The organism is Paenibacillus canaveralius, from assembly GCF_047238265.1.
Classification (GTDB): Bacteria; Bacillota; Bacilli; order Paenibacillales; family NBRC-103111; genus Paenibacillus_F.
In genome coordinates this window covers 4,055,290-4,076,724 of the sequence record NZ_JBDFMM010000001.1, presented here as the reverse complement: position 1 = coordinate 4,076,724, position 21,435 = coordinate 4,055,290, and the positions used below count along the sequence as shown (strand labels likewise).

Annotated in this window: 20 protein-coding genes; 19 read left to right on the top strand and 1 reads right to left on the bottom strand. The window is 55.5% G+C overall.

The window, feature by feature from the left end; translation table 11 throughout:
* The first annotated feature begins 199 nt into the window (after positions 1-199).
* The 3 genes from ABC395_RS18385 to holA all read left to right on the top strand — a co-directional run bounded on the left by ABC395_RS18385 (position 200) and on the right by holA (position 3,277).
* On the top strand, positions 200-733 hold the full coding sequence (locus ABC395_RS18385) for an RNA polymerase sigma factor (RefSeq protein ID WP_254634720.1): 534 nt from the start codon (positions 200-202) through the stop codon (positions 731-733).
* Entirely contained in the window at positions 730-1,740 is a 1,011-nt protein-coding gene (locus tag ABC395_RS18380) for an anti-sigma factor family protein (RefSeq protein ID WP_413005289.1), read from the top strand. The genes ABC395_RS18385 and ABC395_RS18380 overlap by 4 nt, the downstream gene beginning before the upstream one ends.
* A 517-nt stretch (positions 1,741-2,257) precedes the next feature.
* A complete protein-coding gene (holA, locus tag ABC395_RS18375) occupies positions 2,258-3,277 on the top strand; it encodes a DNA polymerase III subunit delta (protein ID WP_413005287.1) in 1,020 nt (339 codons plus the stop codon).
* A gap of 355 nt (positions 3,278-3,632) precedes the next feature.
* Here holA and rpsT read toward each other — a convergent pair whose 3' ends face one another.
* The gene (gene rpsT / locus ABC395_RS18370; RefSeq protein ID WP_009675361.1) at positions 3,633-3,905 is read right to left on the bottom strand and encodes a 30S ribosomal protein S20; all 273 of its coding nucleotides are present in this window, start codon (positions 3,903-3,905) and stop codon (positions 3,633-3,635) included.
* 214 nt (positions 3,906-4,119) lie between these two features.
* Here rpsT and gpr point away from each other — a divergent pair, with 214 nt between their 5' ends.
* The 16 genes from gpr (at position 4,120) to ABC395_RS18290 (ending at position 21,433) form a co-directional block, all read left to right on the top strand.
* Positions 4,120-5,121, top strand: a complete 1,002-nt coding sequence (gene gpr, locus ABC395_RS18365) for a GPR endopeptidase (RefSeq protein ID WP_413005285.1) — start codon at positions 4,120-4,122, stop codon at positions 5,119-5,121.
* Between the two features lie 263 nt (positions 5,122-5,384).
* Positions 5,385-6,596, top strand: a complete 1,212-nt coding sequence (gene spoIIP / locus ABC395_RS18360) for a stage II sporulation protein P (protein ID WP_413005283.1) — start codon at positions 5,385-5,387, stop codon at positions 6,594-6,596.
* 86 nt (positions 6,597-6,682) lie between these two features.
* Positions 6,683-7,183: a hypothetical protein gene (locus ABC395_RS18355; protein ID WP_413005281.1), complete on the top strand. Its 501-nt coding sequence runs from the start codon at positions 6,683-6,685 to the stop codon at positions 7,181-7,183.
* Positions 7,184-7,274: 91 nt separating this feature from the next.
* Entirely contained in the window at positions 7,275-9,092 is a 1,818-nt protein-coding gene (lepA, locus tag ABC395_RS18350) for a translation elongation factor 4 (RefSeq protein ID WP_413005279.1), read from the top strand.
* 129 nt (positions 9,093-9,221) lie between these two features.
* The gene (hemW, locus tag ABC395_RS18345) at positions 9,222-10,373 is read left to right on the top strand and encodes a radical SAM family heme chaperone HemW (RefSeq protein WP_413005277.1); all 1,152 of its coding nucleotides are present in this window, start codon (positions 9,222-9,224) and stop codon (positions 10,371-10,373) included.
* Between the two features lie 211 nt (positions 10,374-10,584).
* On the top strand, positions 10,585-11,046 hold the full coding sequence (locus ABC395_RS18340) for an N-acetyltransferase (protein ID WP_413005275.1): 462 nt from the start codon (positions 10,585-10,587) through the stop codon (positions 11,044-11,046).
* 136 nt (positions 11,047-11,182) lie between these two features.
* A complete protein-coding gene (gene hrcA / locus ABC395_RS18335) occupies positions 11,183-12,208 on the top strand; it encodes a heat-inducible transcriptional repressor HrcA (protein WP_103993514.1) in 1,026 nt (341 codons plus the stop codon).
* A 117-nt stretch (positions 12,209-12,325) separates the two neighbouring features.
* The gene (gene grpE, locus ABC395_RS18330; protein ID WP_413005273.1) at positions 12,326-12,910 is read left to right on the top strand and encodes a nucleotide exchange factor GrpE; all 585 of its coding nucleotides are present in this window, start codon (positions 12,326-12,328) and stop codon (positions 12,908-12,910) included.
* Positions 12,911-12,978: 68 nt separating this feature from the next.
* Positions 12,979-14,823 carry a molecular chaperone DnaK gene (dnaK, locus tag ABC395_RS18325; RefSeq protein ID WP_413005271.1) on the top strand — a complete coding sequence of 615 codons (1,845 nt, stop codon included), beginning with the start codon at positions 12,979-12,981 and terminating at the stop codon, positions 14,821-14,823.
* A 128-nt stretch (positions 14,824-14,951) separates the two neighbouring features.
* Positions 14,952-16,076, top strand: coding sequence for a molecular chaperone DnaJ (gene dnaJ / locus ABC395_RS18320; protein ID WP_009675385.1), 1,125 nt, complete (start codon positions 14,952-14,954; stop codon positions 16,074-16,076).
* Positions 16,077-16,277: 201 nt separating this feature from the next.
* Entirely contained in the window at positions 16,278-17,621 is a 1,344-nt protein-coding gene (locus ABC395_RS18315) for an APC family permease (RefSeq protein ID WP_413005268.1), read from the top strand.
* Between the two features lie 301 nt (positions 17,622-17,922).
* Entirely contained in the window at positions 17,923-18,096 is a 174-nt protein-coding gene (locus ABC395_RS18310; RefSeq protein WP_413005266.1) for a YfhD family protein, read from the top strand.
* Positions 18,093-18,464, top strand: coding sequence for a hypothetical protein (locus ABC395_RS18305; protein WP_413005264.1), 372 nt, complete (start codon positions 18,093-18,095; stop codon positions 18,462-18,464). Before ABC395_RS18310 ends, ABC395_RS18305 begins: the two co-directional genes overlap by 4 nt.
* Positions 18,465-18,747: 283 nt before the next feature.
* Positions 18,748-19,722, top strand: coding sequence for a 50S ribosomal protein L11 methyltransferase (gene prmA, locus ABC395_RS18300; RefSeq protein WP_413005262.1), 975 nt, complete (start codon positions 18,748-18,750; stop codon positions 19,720-19,722).
* An 8-nt stretch (positions 19,723-19,730) separates the two neighbouring features.
* Positions 19,731-20,435: a site-2 protease family protein gene (locus ABC395_RS18295; protein WP_103993521.1), complete on the top strand. Its 705-nt coding sequence runs from the start codon at positions 19,731-19,733 to the stop codon at positions 20,433-20,435.
* Between the two features lie 179 nt (positions 20,436-20,614).
* A complete protein-coding gene (locus ABC395_RS18290; RefSeq protein ID WP_413005260.1) occupies positions 20,615-21,433 on the top strand; it encodes an RsmE family RNA methyltransferase in 819 nt (272 codons plus the stop codon).
* Positions 21,434-21,435 lie beyond the last annotated feature (2 nt).

Genomic DNA, 21,435 nt, shown 5'->3' with positions numbered 1-21,435 from the left:
TCGGAGCTGGGAATTGTTCGCTTATTACGCGTACTTTCCCCGTTTTGTTAATTATCTCCGCCAAAAGTGTACCTCCGGAAAAATTTTTGATATTCTAGTAGAATGAAAGTCCTAAATTTGATGATAAGTTGCAACATTCGTGAACATAGATGCGTCTGTATAGTTGCAAGAGAGGGGGATTCTTGTGGTAGCGCCCGAAATGGTAAAAGCGGCACAATCGGGTGACCGGGAAGCGCTAGTTACCTTATTAAGACAAATTGAAACCCATGTCTACCGCACGGCTTATTACCTGCTGGGTAATGAGCAGGATGCCCTCGATGCCTCGCAAGAAGCGCTTATTCGTATTTATACGAAAATCCAGTCTTATGAAGAGAAAGCTCTTTTTAAAACGTGGGTTCAGCGTATTGTGACCAATATTTGCATCGACAAATTCCGCAAGACGAAGCCGACCGTATCCATCGAAGAACACGAACTTACGTTCACCACCCCCAAGGACGTTGAGGACGAAGTGATGATCGGTTACTTGGCGCAGGATATTCAAGAGGCTATCGAGAAACTGCCCGAGCATCACCGATCGGTCGTTGTTTTGCGGTATTTGCAGGATTTCTCCTATCACGAGATTGCGGATTGCCTGGGGCTTCCGCTGAATACGGTTAAATCCTATCTTTTTCGGGCGAGGCAGCAGCTGCAAGGGTTACTTCATGAATATCAGAAAGGAGGTGTTCGGGGATGAATTGCAGAGAGGTGAAAGAGCTGATGCAGAGAGATCTCGACGGAGATTTGAACGATCTGGAGCGGCAGCGTCTCAACCAGCATGTTCAGCAGTGTTCGGAATGCGGCACGATGCTGCAGCGGCTGCGCATGCTGTCCAAGGAATTGGAAAACCTTCCGAAAGTCATGCCGCCGTTCAGCATCGTCGATTCAATTCTTCCGCAGCTTGAGCGGCTGGATGAAGAAAAGTCCAACCATCGCGAAGAAGCTGCAGGTCTGTCTCGCGCAGTCGGCCGTTCCCCGCGTCCCCCGGAACAGCTTCCTTGGACTCGCCGCATCGCTGCGCATGTTTCCTGGAAAACAGTCAGCGGCGTAGTGGCTGCCGGCTTTGTACTCGGATTTTTCGCGTTCAACATGGACCGGCCGGCTCAATCGGGTCCGGCGGGCATGTTTTCGGCCTTAACCGGAGCTAAGACGGAGAATACGGAGCCGGTGGCAAAATCGGTACAGCCGACAACTACAGCGGATGCGAATGGATCGCTCCAGCAGGGCGGCGGTACACCGACGCAGCCGCCCGCGTCCCAGTCACCGGGAGATTCCAAAAGCGCCGGCAAACCGCAGGCGGATTCGAACGGCGAAGGGAACCAGACGGACCGTTCCGCATCGGCCGGAGATACAGGCAAGGGAACCGATTCAGGGCAGCAGCAGAAACCGGGTTCGGATTCTCCGAAAGAGGAAGGTTCCCGCAAGGAACAGCCGGGAACGGCTTCTACTCCGCAGCCGGATAAACAGTCCGATGCTTCTTCGAACGAAAGCAAGGGAGCCGGCGGTACCGGCAATCCTCCCGCAGCCGGCGGAGTATCCCCCGGACCGGGCGATACAAGCGGCGGTACTTCGGGATCGGCAGACGGAGAGACGGGCGGCAAGATCGCCACGACCGATCCGGAGAAGAAAGATACCCACAGCACGTTCACTGCCGCAGGAACCGACGGAGACTTCTCCCGACGGCAAGCTGAACGCGAAGATTGAAGATCGCAAGCTTACGATTGTCAAAACGGACGGCAGTTCCGTATACGTATCCGCCAAGCAGTGGAAAGAAACCGATACGCTGCGGCTTGTCGGCTGGAACGGCAACGACGAGCTCGTCTACGAAGTAAGCAGCGGCAGCACGAAGCAGGAATATGTCGTCTCCTTAAAAACGAAACAGGAGCGTGCCAAATAAGGCATGCTTCTTTTTGTGTCTGACACGCACATTCGGCGGGTTGGCGCGTATGCTGTATTAACAATCGGTTGATGAAAAGTCACCGCAAAACTGAGGAGAACGACAGGAGAAAACGCGGGTTTACTGTCACTCGGTCAAGAGTTTCTAGAGCTCTTTTCCGGTGTTTAAATAGATGCTGCTCGCATGGGCAACGTGCGGTGGCAGCGTATTCTCTTTCTGCTCGGGCAAAGGGATTACGGCAAGACGGTGAGATTCCGTTTTGACGTAATCCCTTTGTCATTGGTAAGATAGGGAACAGGGATTTAACCGGAGGGGAACGAACGAATGGATTACAAACAAGCGATGAAAAGCATAGAGGAAGAACGATTCGCTCCGGTCTATGTCAGCTACGGAAGCGAGTCTTATTTAATTGAACAGTTTATCAAGAAACTTACCGATAAAATGATTGAACCCGAGCATGTGGATTTTGCCGTTAGCAAATACGATTTGAATGAGGTGCCGGTGCAGAACGTCATTGCCGACGCCGAGACGCTGCCGTTTATGGTGCCCCGCAAACTGATTATAGCCGGAAATGCCCAGTTTCTAACAGGCAGCCGCGACAGCGGGAAGGTCGACCACCAGTTGGATCGTTTAACCGAGTATTTAGGGGCTCCCGTCGATTTTACCGTCCTTGTTTTTACGGTTCCCGTGGACAAGCTGGACGAGCGGAAAAAGCTGGTGAAGCAGCTCAAGGAAAAAAATGCGCTCGTGCCCTGCCTGCCGCTGACGGCCGAAGAACTGCAAAGCTGGGTACGGCGCCAGGCGAAAAAGGAATCTTTCGATCTGGCGGACGGAGTCGCGGACCAGCTCGTGCTGTACACGGGCGGGCATCTTCAGTCGCTGGCCGCGGAGATCGAGAAGCTCTCCCTCAACGTCGGGCGTGGAGGGACGGCGACCCCCGAGCTGGTCGATTCTCTCGTCGTCCGCAGTACGGAGCAGAATGTATTCATTCTGATCGAGCAGGTGGTTCAGCTGCGCCTGGACCGGGCATTTGCGCTTCTGGAGGAACTTCTCAAGCAGAAAGAAGAGCCGATCAAGATCGTGATGCTGATGGCCCGCCAGTTCCGGATCATGCTCCAGGTCAAGGAACTGTCCAAGCAGAGCTACTCGCACCAGCAGATCGCGGGCCAGCTCGGTCTGCATCCGTACGCCGTCAAGGTGGCGGAAGGACAAGCCCGGGCTTATGATATCGCGAAGCTGAGCCGGATCGTATCGCAGCTGGCGGATCTTGATTTTAAAATGAAAACCGGCGGCATCGACAAGGTGCTCGGCCTTGAACTCTTTCTTCTCGGTCTGGCGGCTTAAAGCCTTCCGGGAAACGGGGTTTTCAGCGGTGCATAACCGGGCCGAAGAATGGCAGCGGGAGGCCTGCTGCCCAGGCGGGGCCGCAATCCGGATCCGCTTCCCGGGCCGGGCGTTGAGGACGTTTGTTTTGTACGGCCGGTCAGGCAAATAACGCCGGCCCTTGCGAAGAGCCGGATCTGCATGGCGAGGCGGCATAGGATACGCCGGGCACCGCGCGAAGATCCCGGCGCGGTGCCCGGCGTCACATGACGGTGGTCAACCGCTTTGCCGGCCCGACTGCTTAGCGATATGTACAAAAAAAGACCGGAGCCAGGGGCTCCGGTCTTTTTTATCACCTATGTGTAGGTCCTGCTTATTAGCCTTGTGCGGAAAGAGCGTTAAGCTTCTTCGCTAAACGGGACTTCTTGCGGCTAGCTGCATTTTTATGGATTAATCCTTTAGAAGCTGCTTTGTCCAATTTTTTGGTAGCGTTGATCAGAGCTTCTTTAGCGGAATCTACGTTATTGCTGGCAACCGTTGTTTCGAAAGCTTTAACAGCTGTACGAAGAGCGGACTTCTCGGAAGCGTTGCGCAGGCGACGTTTTTCACTTACTTTCACTCTTTTGATCGCGGATTTGATGTTTGGCATTGACATTCACCTCCTACTTCAGGTACACAATCGAACGTTTTCCATGATTGTTGACAACTCTAAGTATTCTACCACGCTGACTTTTAAAAATCAATACCTGTCAGGGAGCTTTCCGAACCCGTTTTCCGGGAACGTTTAGCGGTATAAACTCCGTATAAATTAGGGTGGCTGTCCGCAAACTAGGATCATTCATGATGGACAGGAGGAGATCTTTTTGGCAGATCTTAGCGCGTATACGGTCCGGACCGATCTTGCGCTTGAGGCGAGAGAACTGGCGTCGGAAGCGAGAAAAAGCCCCGAAATTCCGGGGGTGGTTTCGGATATATGGGAAGAGAACGGCATGCGCATTACCCAGATTCAGGTGCTGAACGATGAAGGGGCGCAGGCCATCGGCAAAATGCCGGGGCAGTATATGACGATCGAAGTGCCCGATTTGAGAAAAAAAGATACGCAGCTCCAGGACCGCGTAGCTACAAAGTTCGCCCAGGTGTTCGAGCAGTATTTGCAGAAAGCGGGAGTCGGCAAAGACTCCAAGGTGCTCATTGTCGGGCTCGGCAACTGGAATGTGACGCCCGATGCGCTCGGTCCGCTCGTAGTCGAAAATATCCTCGTGACGCGGCACTATTTCGAATTGATGCCGGGTCAGGTCAGCCCCGGCTACCGTCCCGTCAGCGCGGTTGCTCCGGGCGTGCTGGGCACGACGGGCATTGAGAGCAGCGAAATCGTCGAGGGAATTGTCGAGAAGTCGAAGCCCGATCTCGTTATCGCCGTGGATGCTCTTGCTTCGCGCGCGCTGGAGAGGGTGAATACGACGATTCAGATCGCCGACACGGGCATCAACCCCGGTTCGGGGATCGGCAACAAACGCCGCGGCCTAACGCTGGAGACACTTGGCGTGCCGGTCATCGCAATCGGCGTGCCGACGGTCGTATACGCATCCACGATCGTGAATTCGTGCATAGACATGATGCAGCACCATTTCCGCACCCAGACGTCCAACACGCATGAAATACTCGGAATGCTGGACGATCTGCCGGAGCAGGAACGTTTGTCGCTTGTCCGCGAGGTGCTGAATCCGCTGGGGCACGATCTGCTCGTCACCCCGAAGGAAATTGACGAATTTATCGAAGATATCGCGAATATCATCGCTTCGGGGCTGAATGCGTCTCTGCACGAGGCGGTAGATTCGGCTAACGTGGCCGCCTATACGCATTAAGCGGCGTGGCTGACAGGCCGGTTCCTCAAGGAACCGGTTTTTTTTGCGCGTTGCCGGGCGGCTCCCAGGCTCTCAGGCTCCCGTTCGACTTCAAAGCGGCGCCCGTTTGATCGGCCCGGCAGGGCGGCGGCCGGAGATTTTTTTACTGAGAGTTCTATCGATAGAGCGGTGTTCATAGATTGGGAGTAGATAGATTCGCCGCCGTGAGGCGCGAGCCGCCTGAATCCGGACATGTTCAAGCCCATTCGCTAGGAGGAACTCTCATGAAAAGGAATGCCGTCACCTTCAATCTCAGCAAAATCCGCCACACGTTCCAGACCGCCGGAGTCATCGGGAAGACCACGATATCGCTCAGTTTGTTTACTCTCTGCCTGTTTATTCTGCTTGGAGTCGGGAGCATCCTGCAGTCAAGGCTGTCTACCTCTCCCGTATCGTCTATGAAAGGGCTGGCGGCTTCGGTCTCCAATCAGTTTTTTCTCGACATGCTCGGTCTGGAAGTTCCTCATTTGAGAAATGATACCCGTAAGTTTACTTTTTCCCAGCAAAATATGATGAGCTTTGCCGTACGGTTTCTGACCGATGTGAACCCCGGCGATCCGAAAAGCCTCATTGCCCAGGAGGTGCCCGGCCTGAAAGCGGACAAGAGCACCGTGCTGCGCGCGGGCAAAGACGGCGATGGGAGCGGTCCGGTCGAATACACACCCGCGGAAGGAGCGGTGAACGGGACAACGGGCGGCGCAGTCCCGGAAGCGACTCCGGCCCCGTCTCCGGCGCCGAGCCAGGCGCCTGCGGACCAGAAGCCCAAAGGGCCCGGGCGGAATATCGCCTTCATTTATCAGTCTCACAGCAACGAATCGTTCCTGCCCGAGCTCAAAGGCGTTACCGATCCGGATAAAGCCTACGACGCCAAAACGAATATCATCATGGTCGGCAAGAAGCTGGCGGAAGCGCTGGAGAAAGAAGGGGTCGGGGCCGTCCATTCGGATGCCATTTACCCGAACACCATTAAAGATTTCAAATATGCTTATTCTTATAAATATTCTCTCCAGACGCTCGAAGCCGCCGCGAACGCGCACCCGGACCTGAAGTTTTTCTTTGACATCCACCGGGATTCCCAGGAGCGCAAGCGGACGACGGTTACGCTGAACGGCAAAGATTACGCGCAGGTGTATTTTATCCTGGGGGGAGACAACCCGAAGTGGAAAGAAAACGAAGCTTTCGCGGGTAAAATCCACGATGCGTTGGAAGCGAAGGCGCCGGGCGTATCCAAGGGCATTCACGCGAAAACGGGGCACGAAGTAAACGGCGTCTATAACCAGAACTTCTCGCCGAACAGCGTGCTGATAGAAGTGGGCGGCCCTTACAACTCTTTGGAGGAGTGCTACCGGACGGTGGAGTTGCTGGCAAAAGCGGTGTCGGAAGTGATTCTCGATGCGGAGAAAGTAACGGCGCCCGCGGAAGGCAAAAAGTCGTAAGCCGCTTACGGGTTAAAGCTGGAAGCGGAACGGACGACGGGAGATTCAAAGAAGCGAATTCAACTAACGAACCGGAGGGACCCTAAATGCCGCGCTGGTACTGGAAGCTGTTCGTATACGGAATTATTCTTTGCTTCTGCACGATGTTCGGGGTGGACCTTGCCTCGCGCGGCATGAACCGCATCGAAGGGCCGGGAAGCGTCTCCGGAGGGGCGGCGCAAACGGGCGGGAGCGGTCCCGCCGCGACCGGTTCCCTGCCGGAGGAGACTTCCATCCGGACCGGAGGAGGCCGGAGCGCAGAGCGGCAGCCTGCCGTGCCAAGCGGTGCGCCGTCGGAGGCTGCCCAGCCGGTTCCGGCGGCAGGCCCCGATGCGGCGGCCGGTAAGGCCCGGGCAGCCGAAGGCGCGAACCGGGCCGCCGAAACGCCGGCGCCGCCGAAACCGTCCCCCCGTCCGCTCGGGACGGGAGATCCGCTTGAAGCCGGGTCGATGAACCACCTCGGCAACAAGCTGGGAGATCTGCTGCAAATGACCGCTCAAAGCGGAATGGACGGCGTGGTTTCGATGTTCGAATGGGTCGTCAAATAAGGTAAAACGACCCATAACGGTTTAGCATTGCCGCAGCCCCGCCGGACTGATATAATAAAAGGTACTGTATGTAACTGTGTGGGGGTTAGGCATGACTGACATTCGGCAAAGACAAAAGCAAATTCGAAACTTTTCGATTATCGCACATATTGATCACGGTAAATCTACGCTCGCGGACCGCATTCTTGAATTTACAGGGGCGCTTTCGTCCCGTGAAATGCAGGAACAGGTACTCGACCAGATGGACCTTGAGCGGGAACGCGGTATCACCATCAAGCTTCAGGCCGTGCGCCTGAACTATAAGGCCGATGACGGTCAGGAATATATCCTGAACCTGATCGATACTCCCGGACACGTCGACTTTACGTACGAGGTTTCGCGGAGTATGGCGGCCTGCGAAGGCGCGCTGCTCGTCGTGGACGCGGCCCAGGGGATTGAAGCCCAGACGCTGGCCAACGTATATCTGGCTCTGGACAACAATCTGGAGATTCTCCCGGTCATCAACAAGATCGACCTGCCGAGTGCCGATCCGGAACGCGTCAAGCAGGAAGTGGAAGACGTGATCGGACTGGATGCGAGCGAAGCGGTTCTGGCCTCGGCCAAAGCCGGCATCGGCATCAAGGAGATTTTGGAGCAGGTGTGCCAGAAGGTACCCGCACCGCAGGGCGACCCGGACGAGCCGCTTAAAGCGCTCATCTTCGATTCGCATTACGACCCGTACAAAGGCGTTATCGTGTACGTGCGTGTCGTGGACGGCGCTATCAAGGCCGGCACGAAAATCAAGTTCATGGCGACGGGCAAAGTATTCGACGTGATCGAAGTCGGCGCCTTCAAGCCGCGCATGTCTATCGTGGACGAGCTGAACGTCGGCGATGTCGGCTTTGTCGTGGCCGGGATCAAGAACGTCGGCGACACCCGCGTCGGGGATACGATCACGAACGCCGTTAAACCCGCGGCGGAACCGCTGCCCGGCTACCGCAAAATCAATCCGATGGTATTCTGCGGGCTGTACCCGATCGAAACATCGGATTACAACGATCTGCGTGAAGCGCTCGAGAAGCTGGAGCTTAACGACGCGTCGCTCACGTACGAGCCGGAGACTTCCTCCGCACTCGGCTTCGGTTTCCGCTGCGGATTCCTGGGCCTTCTCCATATGGAGATCATCCAGGAACGCATCGAGCGCGAATTCAACATTCCGCTTATTACGACGGCGCCAAGCGTTATTTACCGCATCACGATGACGAACGGCGAGATCATCGAAATCGACAACCCGTCGAACTACCCGGATCCGCAGCGGATCGACTTCGTTGAGGAGCCTTACGTGAAGGCGTCGGTCATCGTGCCGAACGACTTTGTCGGCGCGATCATGGAGCTCTGCCAAGGCAAGCGCGGCGAGTTCATCAACATGGAGTACCTGGACACGAACCGGGTGACGCTGTCTTACGACATTCCGCTTGCGGAAATCGTGTACGACTTCTTCGATCTGCTGAAATCCCGGACGAAGGGCTACGCTTCGTTCGATTATGAAATTTCCGGGTACAAGAAATCCAACCTGGTCAAAATGGACATTATGCTGAACGGCGAGCAGGTGGATGCCTTGTCCTTCATCGTTCACCGGGACGGCGCCTACAACCGGGGCCGCATTATTTGCGAGAAGCTCAAAGAGCTTATCCCGCGGCAAATGTTCGAAGTGCCGATTCAAGCCGCAATCGGACAGAAAATCATTTCACGCGAAACCGTCAAGGCGATGCGGAAGAACGTTCTGGCCAAATGTTACGGCGGCGACATCTCGCGGAAACGGAAACTGCTCGAGAAGCAGAAGGAAGGCAAGAAGCGGATGAAGCAGGTCGGCAGCGTGGAAGTGCCGCAGGAAGCGTTTATGGCGGTACTCCGTATCGACGACAACTAATTACAAGGAACGACCGAGAAATAGGAGCCGCGTGCTCCTATTTTTATTGCCTTCGATCTTTTCCGCTTTTCATAGTACAATGAAGGAATGGCCGTAAGGCCGACCCTTTCTGGAAAGGAACTACCCGCAATGAACACACGTTATACCGCTCCCGAGGCGGTTTATATCCATATTCCTTTTTGCACGAACAAATGCTTTTACTGCGATTTCAACTCCTACGTCCTTAAAGGGCAACCCGTCATGGACTATCTCGATGCTCTAGAGCGTGAGATGGAACGTACGGTGCAGGCGCAGCCGCCCGGCAAGATCGCGACGATCTTCGTGGGCGGAGGCACGCCGACGGTGCTGCTGCCGGATCAGATGGCGCATTTTCTGAAACTGGTGAAAACTTATTTCCCGGATCAGCACGGGGATCTTGAATTTTCGATGGAAGCCAACCCCGGAACAACGGACCTCGAAAAGCTGGCGGCGATGAAAGAGGGCGGCGTCAACCGGATTTCGTTCGGTGTCCAGTCGTTCGACAACGGCCTGCTGGAGACGATCGGTCGTATTCATAATACGGACGACGTTTACCGGAGCCTGGAAAATGCGGCAAAAGTGGGCTTCGACAACATGTCGATCGACCTGATGTTCGGGCTGCCCAACCAGACGCCGGAGATTATGGAGAAAACGCTGAACGAAGCGCTTGCCCTCGATCTCAAGCATTATTCGATCTACAGTCTGAAAGTGGAGGAAAATACCCTTTTCCACACCATGTATCACAAAAACCAGCTCCCGCTTCCGAGCGAGGATGACGAGCTGGACATGTATCTGCTCATTATGCGCCGGTTGAAAGAAGCGGGCTATGGCCAGTACGAAATCAGCAATTTCGCGCGTCCCGGTTACGAAAGCCGGCATAACACGACCTACTGGCGCAACCGGCCTTATTACGGCCTTGGAGCGGGTGCTCACGGCTATGCCGAAGGACATCGCCACGTCAATGTCAAAGGAGTTCAGCCGTACATTGACCGCACGAAGGAAGGCCTTCCGCATTTGGAAAGATTCCCCGTCACGCAGCAGGAGGCGATGGAGGACTTCATGATGGTCGGCCTGCGCCTCCTGGAAGGAATCAGCGGAGACGATTTTAAAGCGCAATTCGGTATTCCGATGGAGGAGAAGTTCGGCGGAATTCTGGACAGTCTGATCCAACGCGGGCTTCTGGAACGTGCCGGAAACAAGATCCGTTTGTCGGAACAAGGAATTTTGTTCGGCAACGACGTATTTGCTTCGTTCCTCGAATAGGTAAGCGAGGGCGCGTCCCAGGCACGGGAATGCCCCTTATTTAAAGCGGCAAGGCTCCATTCAAAATTTTACAAAAAGCCACTTGTGCGATTATGCATGCTGATGTATATTTATTCAATATACGTTTGCGTGTAAATATCGCACAAATGGCTTTTTTTGTTTTTCTCCGGTTTTTTCATACATTTTCAGCAGGCGAATGGTGGGATGCGAGATGACAGTGGCTTGCCGCAGAGCAACGGAAGACGATATAGAAGAACTCGTACATATTATACAAGGATATGCACGCCAGGGGATTATGCTTCCCCGGGACCGCGAGATGGTCTCGCGGCATTTGGATACCTTTGTCGTGGCGGTAGATGAAGACGCGCTGATCGGCTGCGGGTCCCTTACGAGACTGGGGGAGAATCTGGTGGAAATCCGCTCGCTGGGCGTTTCCGAGGATTACAAAGGCCAGGGAGTCGGAACCAGACTGGTGGATTTCCTGCTGGAGGAGGCGCGCCGTCTGAATATTACGAAGGTGATGGCCCTCACGTACGAGGTGAAATTTTTTCAGAAAAACGGCTTTAGAATCGTGCCGAAACATATCTTTCCGGAAAAAGTGTGGACCGACTGCATCCATTGCAAAAAACAGTACTGCTGCGACGAGATTGCGGTACTCCGGGAGTTGGATTGAACTTGACAACAGGCCGAAAGGTCTGTTATTTTTGTAATAGGAATTAGCACTCGTTAAGGTTGAGTGCTAACGAAGCGGATTGTGCACGAGCGGCGCATTCATGCGGCGGTTACCTGTATGTAAAGGAGGAGTTAGTATGTTGACGGAGCGTCAGCGGATGATTTTGAATGCCATTGTAGATGATTATATTCGTTCCGCGGAGCCGATCGGTTCCAGAAGCATTTCCAAACGGGGCGATGTCGGGTTCAGCCCGGCCACGATCCGCAACGAAATGTCGGATCTCGAAGAATTGGGCTTTCTGGAGCAGCCGCATACGTCAGCAGGCCGTATTCCTTCTCATAAAGGGTACCGTTATTATGTAGATCACCTGGTGCGGCACGGTACGCTGGATGCTCACGAGCTGGAGACGGTCAAACTGTTCTTCGCGGAGAAGGTCCAGGAGATGGAAGAGGTCATTCAGCACACCGCGAATATGCTGTCGGGTCTGACCAATTACACATCGATTGTACTCGGGCCCGAGGTTTTTACGAACACGCTGAAGCACCTGCAGATTATTCCGCTGAACGATAAGACCGCCGTCGCGATTATCGTGACGAACACGGGACATGTCGAGAATAAAACCGTTGCGATCCCGCCGGGATTGCCGATGAACGAAATCGAGAAAGTCGTCAACCTGCTCAACGCACGCCTTCAGGGGGTGCCGCTGCTGCAGTTCAAGTCGAAGCTCTATACGGAAGTGGCCGGTGAGCTGAATAAGTACGCCGAGGGCTACCACGAGCTTTTCACCATGGTCGAAAGCGTGCTTGAGAATGACGAGAAAGACCGCATTTTCCTGGGCGGCACGACCAATATGCTGACACAGCCCGAATTTAAAGATGTGGATAAAGTTAAAAATATTTTGGATCTGCTGGAGCAAACTCCGGTTTTATTCAAATTGGTGACTTCGTCGCCCACAGGTCTCCAAATCAAGATCGGTTCGGAGAACAGTCTGGCCGCCATGAACGATTGCAGCCTGATTACGGCGACCTATTCGTATGACGATCAGCCGCTTGGAACGATCGGTATACTCGGACCCACGCGGATGGAATATGCCAAAGTGATCCGGCTTCTCGAGCACTTGTCCGCCAATATGGAAGTTCTTCTGTCCAGGTGGTACAAATAACGAGACAGGCTTACAACAAGAGTTTGCACCAAGTTTAAGCGGGATTAGCTGGGGCAAACTTAAACGTGGCCGGCTGACGCCGGCCCGTCCACTCTTTCAAGGAGGTGAACACGACAAGTGAGTACCGAAGAAACAAAGAACATCAACCCGGATACGAACACCGCGGAAGCAGAAGAAGCTACATACGACGCGGAACAAGCGGAAGCAGCCGAAGCGGCGGCTCCTGAAGCGGAAGGCGCGGCCTCCGGCCGGAACGCGGAACTGGATGAACTTCGTAAAGCGGCTGAGGAGAGCCAGCAGCGTTTGCTGCGCGCCCAGGCCGATTTCGACAATTTCCGCCGCCGCACCCGCCAGGAGAAAGAAGAGTTTGCGAAGTACGCTTCTCTTAAGCTGATCGAACAAATGCTGCCGGTCATCGACAATTTCGACCGTGCACTGGTTTCCAGCCGCGAGACGCAGGATTTCGAAGCTCTCACCAAAGGGATCGAAATGGTGTACAGACAGCTCGAGCAGCTGATGACCCAGGAGGGTCTGACGCCGATCGAAGCGGTTGGCCAGCCCTTTAACCCTGAATTCCACCAGGCGATCATGCAGGTGGAATCGGATGAGCATGAAGAAGGCATCGTTGTGGAAGAAGTCCAGAAGGGCTACATGCTGAAGGATAAAGTAATCCGTCCTTCGATGGTTAAAGTGAGCATGTAAGCCGGAAGGGCATTCGGGCCCGGCGAATTCATATATACGCACCCCTAATAAGGAGGAAATAGATTATTATGAGTAAAGTAATCGGTATTGACTTAGGAACCACCAACTCCTGCGTAGCCGTAATGGAAGGCGGCGAAGCCGTCGTTATCCCTAACGCCGAAGGAAACCGCACCACTCCTTCCGTAGTGGGCTTCAAGAAAGACGGGGAGCGTGTTGTGGGCGAGACGGCAAAACGCCAGTCCATCACGAACCCGGACCGTACGATTATCTCCATCAAGCGTCACATCGGTACGAACCACAAGGAATCCATTGACGGCAAAGACTACACGCCGCAAGAGATTTCCGCGATCATTCTGCAAAAGCTGAAAGCTGACGCCGAGGCTTACCTGGGCTCCCCGGTAACGCAGGCGGTTATCACCGTTCCGGCTTACTTCAACGACAGCCAGCGTCAAGCGACCAAAGACGCCGGTAAAATCGCGGGCCTCGAAGTGCTCCGTATCGTCAACGAGCCTACCGCGGCCGCACTTGCTTACGGTCTGGAGAAATCCGAAGATCAGACGATCCTCGTGTATGACCTTGGCGGCGGTACGTTTGACGTATCCATCCTTGAACTCGGCGACGGCTTCTTCGAAGTTAAAGCGACAAGCGGCGACAACAAGCTGGGCGGCGACGACTTCGACCAAGTGATCATCGATCACCTGACGGCTGAATTCAAGAAAGAGCACGGAATTGATCTGAGCAAGGACAAAGCGGCTGTGCAGCGTCTGAAAGATGCGGCCGAGAAAGCGAAGAAAGAGCTTTCCAGCGTCCTGACAACGACGGTTTCCCTGCCGTTCATCACGGTAGTTGACGGAGTGCCTCAGCACTTGGAGCTTAACCTGACCCGCGCCAAGTTCGAAGAGCTTTCCGCACATCTGGTAGAAAGAACACTCGGCCCGACTCGCCAGGCTCTGAGCGATGCAGGCTTGTCCCCAAGCCAAATCGACAAAGTCGTACTGGTCGGCGGATCGACTCGTATTCCGGCAGTTGTCGAAGAAATCAAAAAGCTGATCGGCAAAGATCCGCACAAAGGCGTTAACCCGGACGAAGTGGTTGCTCTGGGCGCCGCCGTACAAGCGGGCGTGCTGACCGGCGACGTGAAAGATGTGGTCCTTCTGGACGTAACTCCGCTGTCCCTCGGTATCGAGACGGCCGGCGGCGTGTTCACCAAAATGATCGACCGCAACACGACGATCCCTACAAGCAAATCCCAGGTGTACACGACTTACGCGGACAACCAGACGAGCGTGGAAATTCACGTTCTGCAAGGCGAGCGCGCAATGGCTAACGATAACAAAACACTCGGACGCTTCATGCTGGGAGATATTCCTCCGGCGCCGCGCGGTGTTCCGCAAGTCGAAGTTACCTTCGATATCGATGCGAACGGCATCGTAAACGTATCGGCTCTCGATAAAGGAACAGGCAAAAGCCAGAAGATTACGATCACTTCTTCCAGCGGTCTGAGCGATGAAGAAATCGATAAAATGATGAAGGACGCGGAGGCTCACGCCGAAGAAGACCGCAACCGCAAAGAACTCGTTGAAGTCCGCAACCAGGCTGACCAGCTTGTGTACAGCACGGACAAAACGATCAAAGATCTGGGCGACAAAGTCGACCAGGCCGAGATCGACAAAGCGAACGCCGCGAAAGAAAAAGTGAAGCAGGCGCTCGAAGGCAACGACCTGGCTGCAATCAAAGCGGCTACGGAAGAGCTGACCGAAGTGGTTCAGCAGCTTTCCGTGAAGCTCTACGAGCAGGCGGCCCAGCAGCAAGGCGCGGGCGAAGCGGCTGGAGAAGCATCCGACGCGGGCAAGAAAGACAACGTAGTCGATGCGGATTACGAAGTGGTTGACGAGGACAAAGACAAGAAATAAGGGAATTTCACACCGGGAATTGTCAGACACAAAGAGAAGTCAAAGCCGTCCGAAAACGGCTTTGACTTTCCCTATGTTGCGAGGAGAGTGTCCGGTTGAGGTTGCCGCAAAGCAGCGGGGGTGGAGCGATGAGTAAACGGGACTATTATGAAGTGCTGGGTGTCGGCAAAGACGCGTCCGCGGAGGATGTCAAAAAAGCGTACCGGAAACTGGCGCGCCAATATCATCCGGATGTGAACAAGGCGGACGATGCCGAAACGAAGTTTAAAGAGGCCAAAGAAGCGTACGACGTACTGAGCGACGATCAGAAGCGCTCGACGTACGACCGTTTCGGGCATGTCGATCCGAATCAGGGAATGGGCGGCGGAGGCATGGGCGGCGCCGATTTCGGAGGATTCGGAGATATTTTCGATATGTTCTTCGGGGGCGGAGGCGGCGGCCGGCGCAATCCGAACGCGCCGCAGCGCGGCAGCGATCTGCAGTATAACCTGCAAATCGAATTCAAGGAAGCGGTATTCGGCAAGGAACTGGATCTGCAGATTCCGCGTACGGAAAACTGCGACAAGTGCTCGGGTTCGGGCGCCAAACCGGGCACACACCCGGAGACCTGTACCACCTGTCAAGGTTCGGGACAGCAGGAAGTGGTTCAGAATACGCCGTTCGGCCGTATCGTGAACCGCCGTCCCTGCTCGACCTGTAACGGCCAAGGCAAAATTATCCGTCACAAGTGCGGAGAATGCGGCGGTTCCGGCAAGGTCAAGAAGCAGCGTAAGATACACATCAAAATCCCAGCCGGCGTAGACGACGGCGCTCAGCTCCGCGTCAGCGGAGAGGGCGAAAGCGGTACGCGCGGAGGCCCGGCGGGTGACCTGTACGTCGTTATTCACGTGAAGGCGCACGAGTATTTCGAGCGCAGAGACGACGATATTTATCTGGATATGCCGCTGACCTTCGTTCAGGCGGCGCTCGGCGCGGAAGTGGAAGTGCCGACCCTGACGGAGAAAGTGAAGCTGAAGATTCCGGCAGGCACGGATACGGGAACGTATTTCCGTCTGCGCGGCAAAGGCGTGCCGAAGCTTCGCGGTTACGGACAGGGCGACCAGCATGTGCGCGTCGTGATCGTGACGCCGAAAAACATGACCGACGAGCAGAAGGATCTGCTCCGCGAGTTCGCGAAAGTGAGCGGAGAAGATACGAAAGAGCACGAGGAGTCTTTCTTCGACCGGATGCGCAAGGCGTTCCGCGGAGACTGATTCCCGGAACATAACCGCATGGCGCATGCCTGCGAAGCGAGCACCTTTCCCTGGGGGAAAGGTGCTTTTTCTTTTGCGGATGGGTAAAATTTCGGGCTGGAACATCATGCAATTTGCTGTATAATAATTCGTTGTGCCCCTACAGGGACGCTCCCGCACGGGAGCGCGGACGGCAATTTTCAACGCAAAGGAGAGTCTTACTTGAAACCCAACATGGAATTGCGGCGGACGCTGAAGCTTTGGCATATCGTGGTCATCGGCCTCGGTTATATGGCTCCCATGGCCGTCTTCGACACATATGGTATCGTTTCGAAGGAAACGGGAGGGCACGTCCCGGCCGCTTACGCGCTGACTCTGCTGGCGATTCTTTTCACGGCGTCCAGCTACGGCAAAATGGTGAAAGTATACCCGACCGCGGGCTCGGCTTACGCGTACGCACGGAACACGATTCATCCGTATGCGGGCTTTCTGGTCGGTTGGGCGGCGCTGCTGGACTACTTGTTCCTGCCCATGATCAACGCCCTGCTGACGGGCATTTATTTGTCCGCGGTTTTCCCGGAGATTCCGGCCTGGATCTGGATCGTCGGTTTTGTCCTCTTTATAACGGTGCTGAACCTGCTGAAGGTAAAAATAACGGCTTCGGTCAACACGTTTCTCGTGCTGTTCCAGATCGTCGTCGTGGTCCTGTTCGCCGCTCTCGCCGTAAAAGGCCTTATGAACGGGCAAGGAGTCGGAGAAGTATTTACCGCCCAGCCTTTCTACGCCCCGGATATGTCTATCCCGGCCCTGCTCGTGGGCGCCTCGATCCTGTGCTTCGCTTTCCTCGGATTCGATGCGGTATCGACTTTGACCGAAGAGACGGTGGACCCGGAAAAGAACACGCCGCGGGCCATCATTCTCGTCGCGATGATCGGGGGGCTCCTGTTTATGACGGCTTCCTACTTTACCCAATCGCTCTTCCCGGACGTTTCCGTGTTTGAGGACCCGGAAGGAGCCTCGCCGGAAATCGCCTTGTTTATCGGGGGCAAAGTGTTTCAGCTCGTGTTCCTGGCCGCGGCGCTTTCGTCTACACTGGCCTCGGGCCTTGTTTCGCTGACGAGCGTTACCCGCCTTTTGTACGCCATGGGCCGTGACAGCTATCTGCCGAAAAAGTTTTTCGGGTATGTACATCCAAAATCGGGGACGCCGGTTTATAACGTCCTGTTTATCGGCTGTATTTCGCTGATCGCGTTAAAGCTCGATCTCGTTACGGCCACTTCGTTTATTAACTTCGGGGCGCTGATCGCATTCACGTTTGTAAACCTTTCGGTCATCATTCATTATATGTTTAAAAAGAAGCAGAGAAGTTTCGGCGATTATATGCGTTATCTCGTCGCCCCCTTGATCGGAGCGGCGTTTGTGGCTTACATCTGGACGCATTTGGACCGCCACTCGATGACACTGGGATTAATCTGGACGTCAGTCGGAGTCATTTACCTGATCTATCTGGTGGGGGTCGCGAAAAGAGACGTGAAAAAAATCCGAATGGACGATTCGGGGAGTTAAAGGGAAACCTCGGATAAGCTCGATAGGCTCAATGGCCGTGCAGCGGGTTGCGCCGTAACTCCTCCGCTGTTTTTGCCGGTGGTAAGAAGGCCCTTGTCCCAATCCGTGAGCCCGGCCGTATCGGGGTCGAATTCGGATGCAAACGGACGAGAGGCTTGCCGCCGGCCTCCGTCGTGGGAGTAGAGACTGCGCCGCGGGCCTCGCGGGGGGAAGCCGGGCTGGAGGAGCACGCCCCCTGCTGCATAAAAAATGCTTCTGTAAAGCATGCTAATTTTTAGCTTGCATAAAGGAGGCATATACGATGAGCGAAAACCGGAACGAACAGGAAGAAATCTCCGAAGAAATCTCCCAGCTGATTCCGATCGGCAAAAACGAGGATGTGGAATTCAGTTCGGAAGCGGCCGACGCGGAGGATCTGGAAGCCCTGCAGCGCGCGAATGCCGCGGACAGCCGTCAGGAGCGGCAGGGTTCATGAGCGAGAAGAGCATACTCGCGACTTTCCGCTCCCCCGAGGAAGCCGAGGGGGCGTCAGCCAAGCTGAAAGCGCTGCGGGTGATCGATATGCAGATCGCCCGCTTCGACCGCTTTCAGGGAGAAGACGTTCAGCGGCAGATGAATCCGCTGACCGGCGATTTCGCCAGCCTCGGCAACTTGACGCAGAGTGCCGAGTGGTATTCGCACGACGCGGGAATTCTCGCGGCGGCGGATCCTACCGCCAGCGGAATGAGCGACGGCGGGTCGGGGATGCCGACCGGCCGCGATATTCTGCTGACGGTCGTGGTGGACGAGAGCGTGCATCATCAGGCGATGCGCGTGATCCGCGAATGCGGGGGCGAGATCTGACGGCCTGCCCGAGGTAACGGGCCGGACGAAGGGCAGGCGCCCCGCATAGCGGCAGACCGCCGCGGCTCGTACACGGCGGATGGCGGTCAAAGCCCGCAGCGGCGGCGGCAAAGCTCTCACCTCCGGGTTTCCCAGCGGAGAGTGAGGGCTTTTTTGCATGCTCCGCAAGGGAGGGCGGCGCGGCCGGGGCAGACGGTTTTACCGGGCTTGTAAAGTATAGTACAATAACAAGATATGTGAGCGGATAAGCAAGGCTAAAATCCGCAAGGGGGAACAAGTTGCGATGCGTTGGCATGAAATTACGGTAAACACGACGGAACAAGCCGTTGAAATGATTTCTAATTTTCTTCATGAATTTGGAGCCGGAGGGGTTTCTATCGAAGAATCCGGCACGTTGAATAAGAAGCGGGATACTTCGCTCGGACAGTGGTACGAGCTGCCTTTTAACGATATTCCGGAAGGCCGTGCCGTGATCAAAGGATATTTTTCCGAAGGAACCGAGCCGGAATCCATCATGAGTACGCTGAAGCAATCGGTTGAAGGACTGGCCGAATTCGGCATCGATACGGGCAATCCGACTTACGAGCTGCGCGAGGTGGACGACGAAGACTGGGCGAACGCCTGGAAGCAGTATTTTAAACCCGTCCGTATCACCGAGCGTCTGACGATCAAACCGACATGGGAACAATATGAGGCATCGGAAGGCGAGATCATTCTGGAGCTTGATCCGGGAATGGCTTTCGGAACGGGAACCCATGCCACCACATCGCTTTGCCTCAAGACGCTGGAAGAGGTCATCAAGGGCGGCGAAGATGTGATCGACGTGGGCACGGGTTCCGGCATCCTGTCGATTGCGGCGGCCAAACTCGGAGCCCGCAGCGTTCTTGCGGTCGATCTTGACCCGGTGGCGGTTTCGAGCGCGACCGATAACGTCAAGCTTAACGGCCTGGAGAACAAAATCAGCGTGAAGCTGAGCGATCTCCTGGGCGTTTTCAAAGAAAGCGAAGCGGGCGGAGGCGCCGATCTCGGCGTAAAGCTCCCCGTTCAGGTGGTCGTGGCGAACATTTTGGCGGAAATTATTCTGCTTTTCCTTGACGATGTGTACAAAGTACTGGCACCGGGCGGATGTTACGTCGTTTCCGGCGTCATCCTAAGCAAGCAGAAAGATGTGGAAAACGGTCTTCTCGCAGCGGGCTTCGAAGTTGAGGACGTGCGCCGCGACGGAGAGTGGGTCGTGCTGATCGCGCGGAAACGGTAGGCGGCGGCATGGGGGATTTCAACGCCATTTTGCAGCTCCTGCCGTTCACGCTGCTCGTGCTCATCATCGCCTTTACGGTGCATGAGTTCGCGCACGCCTACTCGGCTTACAAATTCGGGGACCCTACCGCTTACAAGGAGGGCCGGGTGACGCTGAATCCCCGCGTCCATCTCGATGTGCTGGGGACGCTGCTGTTCGTCATCGCCGGATTCGGCTGGGCGAAGCCCGTTCCCGTCCGGCGCTCGAATTTCAAAAAGCCCCGCCTCATGGGCGTAATCGTCAGCTTCGCCGGGCCTTTCAGCAATCTGGTGCTCGGTTTTCTCGGCATTATCGTGTTTTATGTGCTGCTGAATTACACCGGAATCGTGGGCTGGTCCGCGGGCATTCAGAAAGCCGTGCTCATTTTTATGATCCTGTTCGTGAAAATGAACGTGCTGCTGTTCATCCTGAACCTGCTTCCAGTTCCTCCTCTCGACGGATACCGGATTCTGGAGGATGTGCTCCCGGCCGCCGGGCGCGAAAAGCTCAGACAATACGAGCAGTGGGGGATGCTGGTCCTGCTGCTGGTCGCGTTTATCCCGCCTTTGTACCGGGTAACGCTGGGGCCGATTTTCTCGCTGCAGTACGATATCATTTATGCGTTTAACGATCTGATCGGTTCGCTGTTCGGGCAGCGCTTGCCCATCGACCAGTTTTTCAGGCTGATCGGGTAAAAGGGCGCCGGGATACTCCCGCGGAGGGGCCGGGCTCCTCTCATAAATGGCGCAGAAGGCCGGGCAGCCCCGGCCGGTTTTATGAAAATTTGTGCCAGCGGTAGCTTTTGACACGAGAACATTGTAAGATGAAATGTACGCGATTTTTACGCATTTTCGACAAAGAAAGAGTGGCCGCAATGCAAAGATATTTCATTCCAGCCGGAGATTTCGGCGTTGATTCCGTCGTGATTACAGGCGACGATGCCCATCATCTCGCGCGTGTCATGCGTGCCGAAGAGGGCGACCGCTGCATCTGCAGCGACGGTGCAAGCCGTGAAGCGATCGTCGAGATTACGGCGGTCGACAAAAACCGCGTCGAAGCGAAGATCATCGAGACGCTGGAAATGAGCGCGGAGCCTGCCGTCGAGGTATGGATCGCGCAAAGTCTGCCGAAGGGCGACAAGATGGAGACGGTCATCCAGAAGGGGACCGAAATCGGCGCCGCGCGTTTTCTGCCGTTCGTGTCCGAACGGACCGTCGTCCAGTACGATGCGAAGAAAGAAGCCAAGCGCACCGAGCGCTGGAATAAAATAGCCAAGGAAGCGGCGGAGCAGGCGCACCGGAACCGGATTCCGGTCATCGAGTCCGTGCTTTCGTGGAAAGCTCTTTTGAAGCTGGTGTCCGAAGCCGCTGACGGAGCCTGGATCTGTTACGAGAAAGAAGACGGATTCGGCATCGGAACGGCGATCCGCCGTTATTTCGGTTCCCGGGACGGCCGGGCGGATGAAACCGGAGCCTCGCGGAAAGCGGCGGAGGGAGCCGGCGCGGACGGCAAGCCGGCCAGGCTGCTGCTGCTCGTAGGACCTGAAGGCGGCTTCACCGAGCAGGAGGTCCGCGAGGCCGAGGCTGCGGGCTGCGTGTCCGTGTCGCTCGGACGGAGAATTTTACGCACGGAGACGGCCGCGATGGTCGGGCTTGCGTGCATCCTATACGAATCCGGAGAGATGGGAGGATAAAC

What these genes read in the sequence shown, in the direction of transcription:
- ABC395_RS18385 (WP_254634720.1), top strand. Translation starts at nt 200, where the DNA reads ATGGTAAAAGCGGCACAATCGGGTGACCGGGAAGCGCTAGTTACCTTA.
- ABC395_RS18380 (WP_413005289.1), top strand. Translation starts at nt 730, where the DNA reads ATGAATTGCAGAGAGGTGAAAGAGCTGATGCAGAGAGATCTCGACGGA.
- holA (WP_413005287.1), top strand. Translation starts at nt 2,258, where the DNA reads ATGGATTACAAACAAGCGATGAAAAGCATAGAGGAAGAACGATTCGCT.
- rpsT (WP_009675361.1), bottom strand. Translation starts at nt 3,905, where the DNA reads ATGCCAAACATCAAATCCGCGATCAAAAGAGTGAAAGTAAGTGAAAAA.
- spoIIP (WP_413005283.1), top strand. Translation starts at nt 5,385, where the DNA reads ATGAAAAGGAATGCCGTCACCTTCAATCTCAGCAAAATCCGCCACACG.
- ABC395_RS18355 (WP_413005281.1), top strand. Translation starts at nt 6,683, where the DNA reads ATGCCGCGCTGGTACTGGAAGCTGTTCGTATACGGAATTATTCTTTGC.
- lepA (WP_413005279.1), top strand. Translation starts at nt 7,275, where the DNA reads ATGACTGACATTCGGCAAAGACAAAAGCAAATTCGAAACTTTTCGATT.
- hemW (WP_413005277.1), top strand. Translation starts at nt 9,222, where the DNA reads ATGAACACACGTTATACCGCTCCCGAGGCGGTTTATATCCATATTCCT.
- ABC395_RS18340 (WP_413005275.1), top strand. Translation starts at nt 10,585, where the DNA reads ATGACAGTGGCTTGCCGCAGAGCAACGGAAGACGATATAGAAGAACTC.
- hrcA (WP_103993514.1), top strand. Translation starts at nt 11,183, where the DNA reads ATGTTGACGGAGCGTCAGCGGATGATTTTGAATGCCATTGTAGATGAT.
- dnaK (WP_413005271.1), top strand. Translation starts at nt 12,979, where the DNA reads ATGAGTAAAGTAATCGGTATTGACTTAGGAACCACCAACTCCTGCGTA.
- dnaJ (WP_009675385.1), top strand. Translation starts at nt 14,952, where the DNA reads ATGAGTAAACGGGACTATTATGAAGTGCTGGGTGTCGGCAAAGACGCG.
- ABC395_RS18310 (WP_413005266.1), top strand. Translation starts at nt 17,923, where the DNA reads ATGAGCGAAAACCGGAACGAACAGGAAGAAATCTCCGAAGAAATCTCC.
- ABC395_RS18305 (WP_413005264.1), top strand. Translation starts at nt 18,093, where the DNA reads ATGAGCGAGAAGAGCATACTCGCGACTTTCCGCTCCCCCGAGGAAGCC.
- prmA (WP_413005262.1), top strand. Translation starts at nt 18,748, where the DNA reads ATGCGTTGGCATGAAATTACGGTAAACACGACGGAACAAGCCGTTGAA.
- ABC395_RS18295 (WP_103993521.1), top strand. Translation starts at nt 19,731, where the DNA reads ATGGGGGATTTCAACGCCATTTTGCAGCTCCTGCCGTTCACGCTGCTC.
- ABC395_RS18290 (WP_413005260.1), top strand. Translation starts at nt 20,615, where the DNA reads ATGCAAAGATATTTCATTCCAGCCGGAGATTTCGGCGTTGATTCCGTC.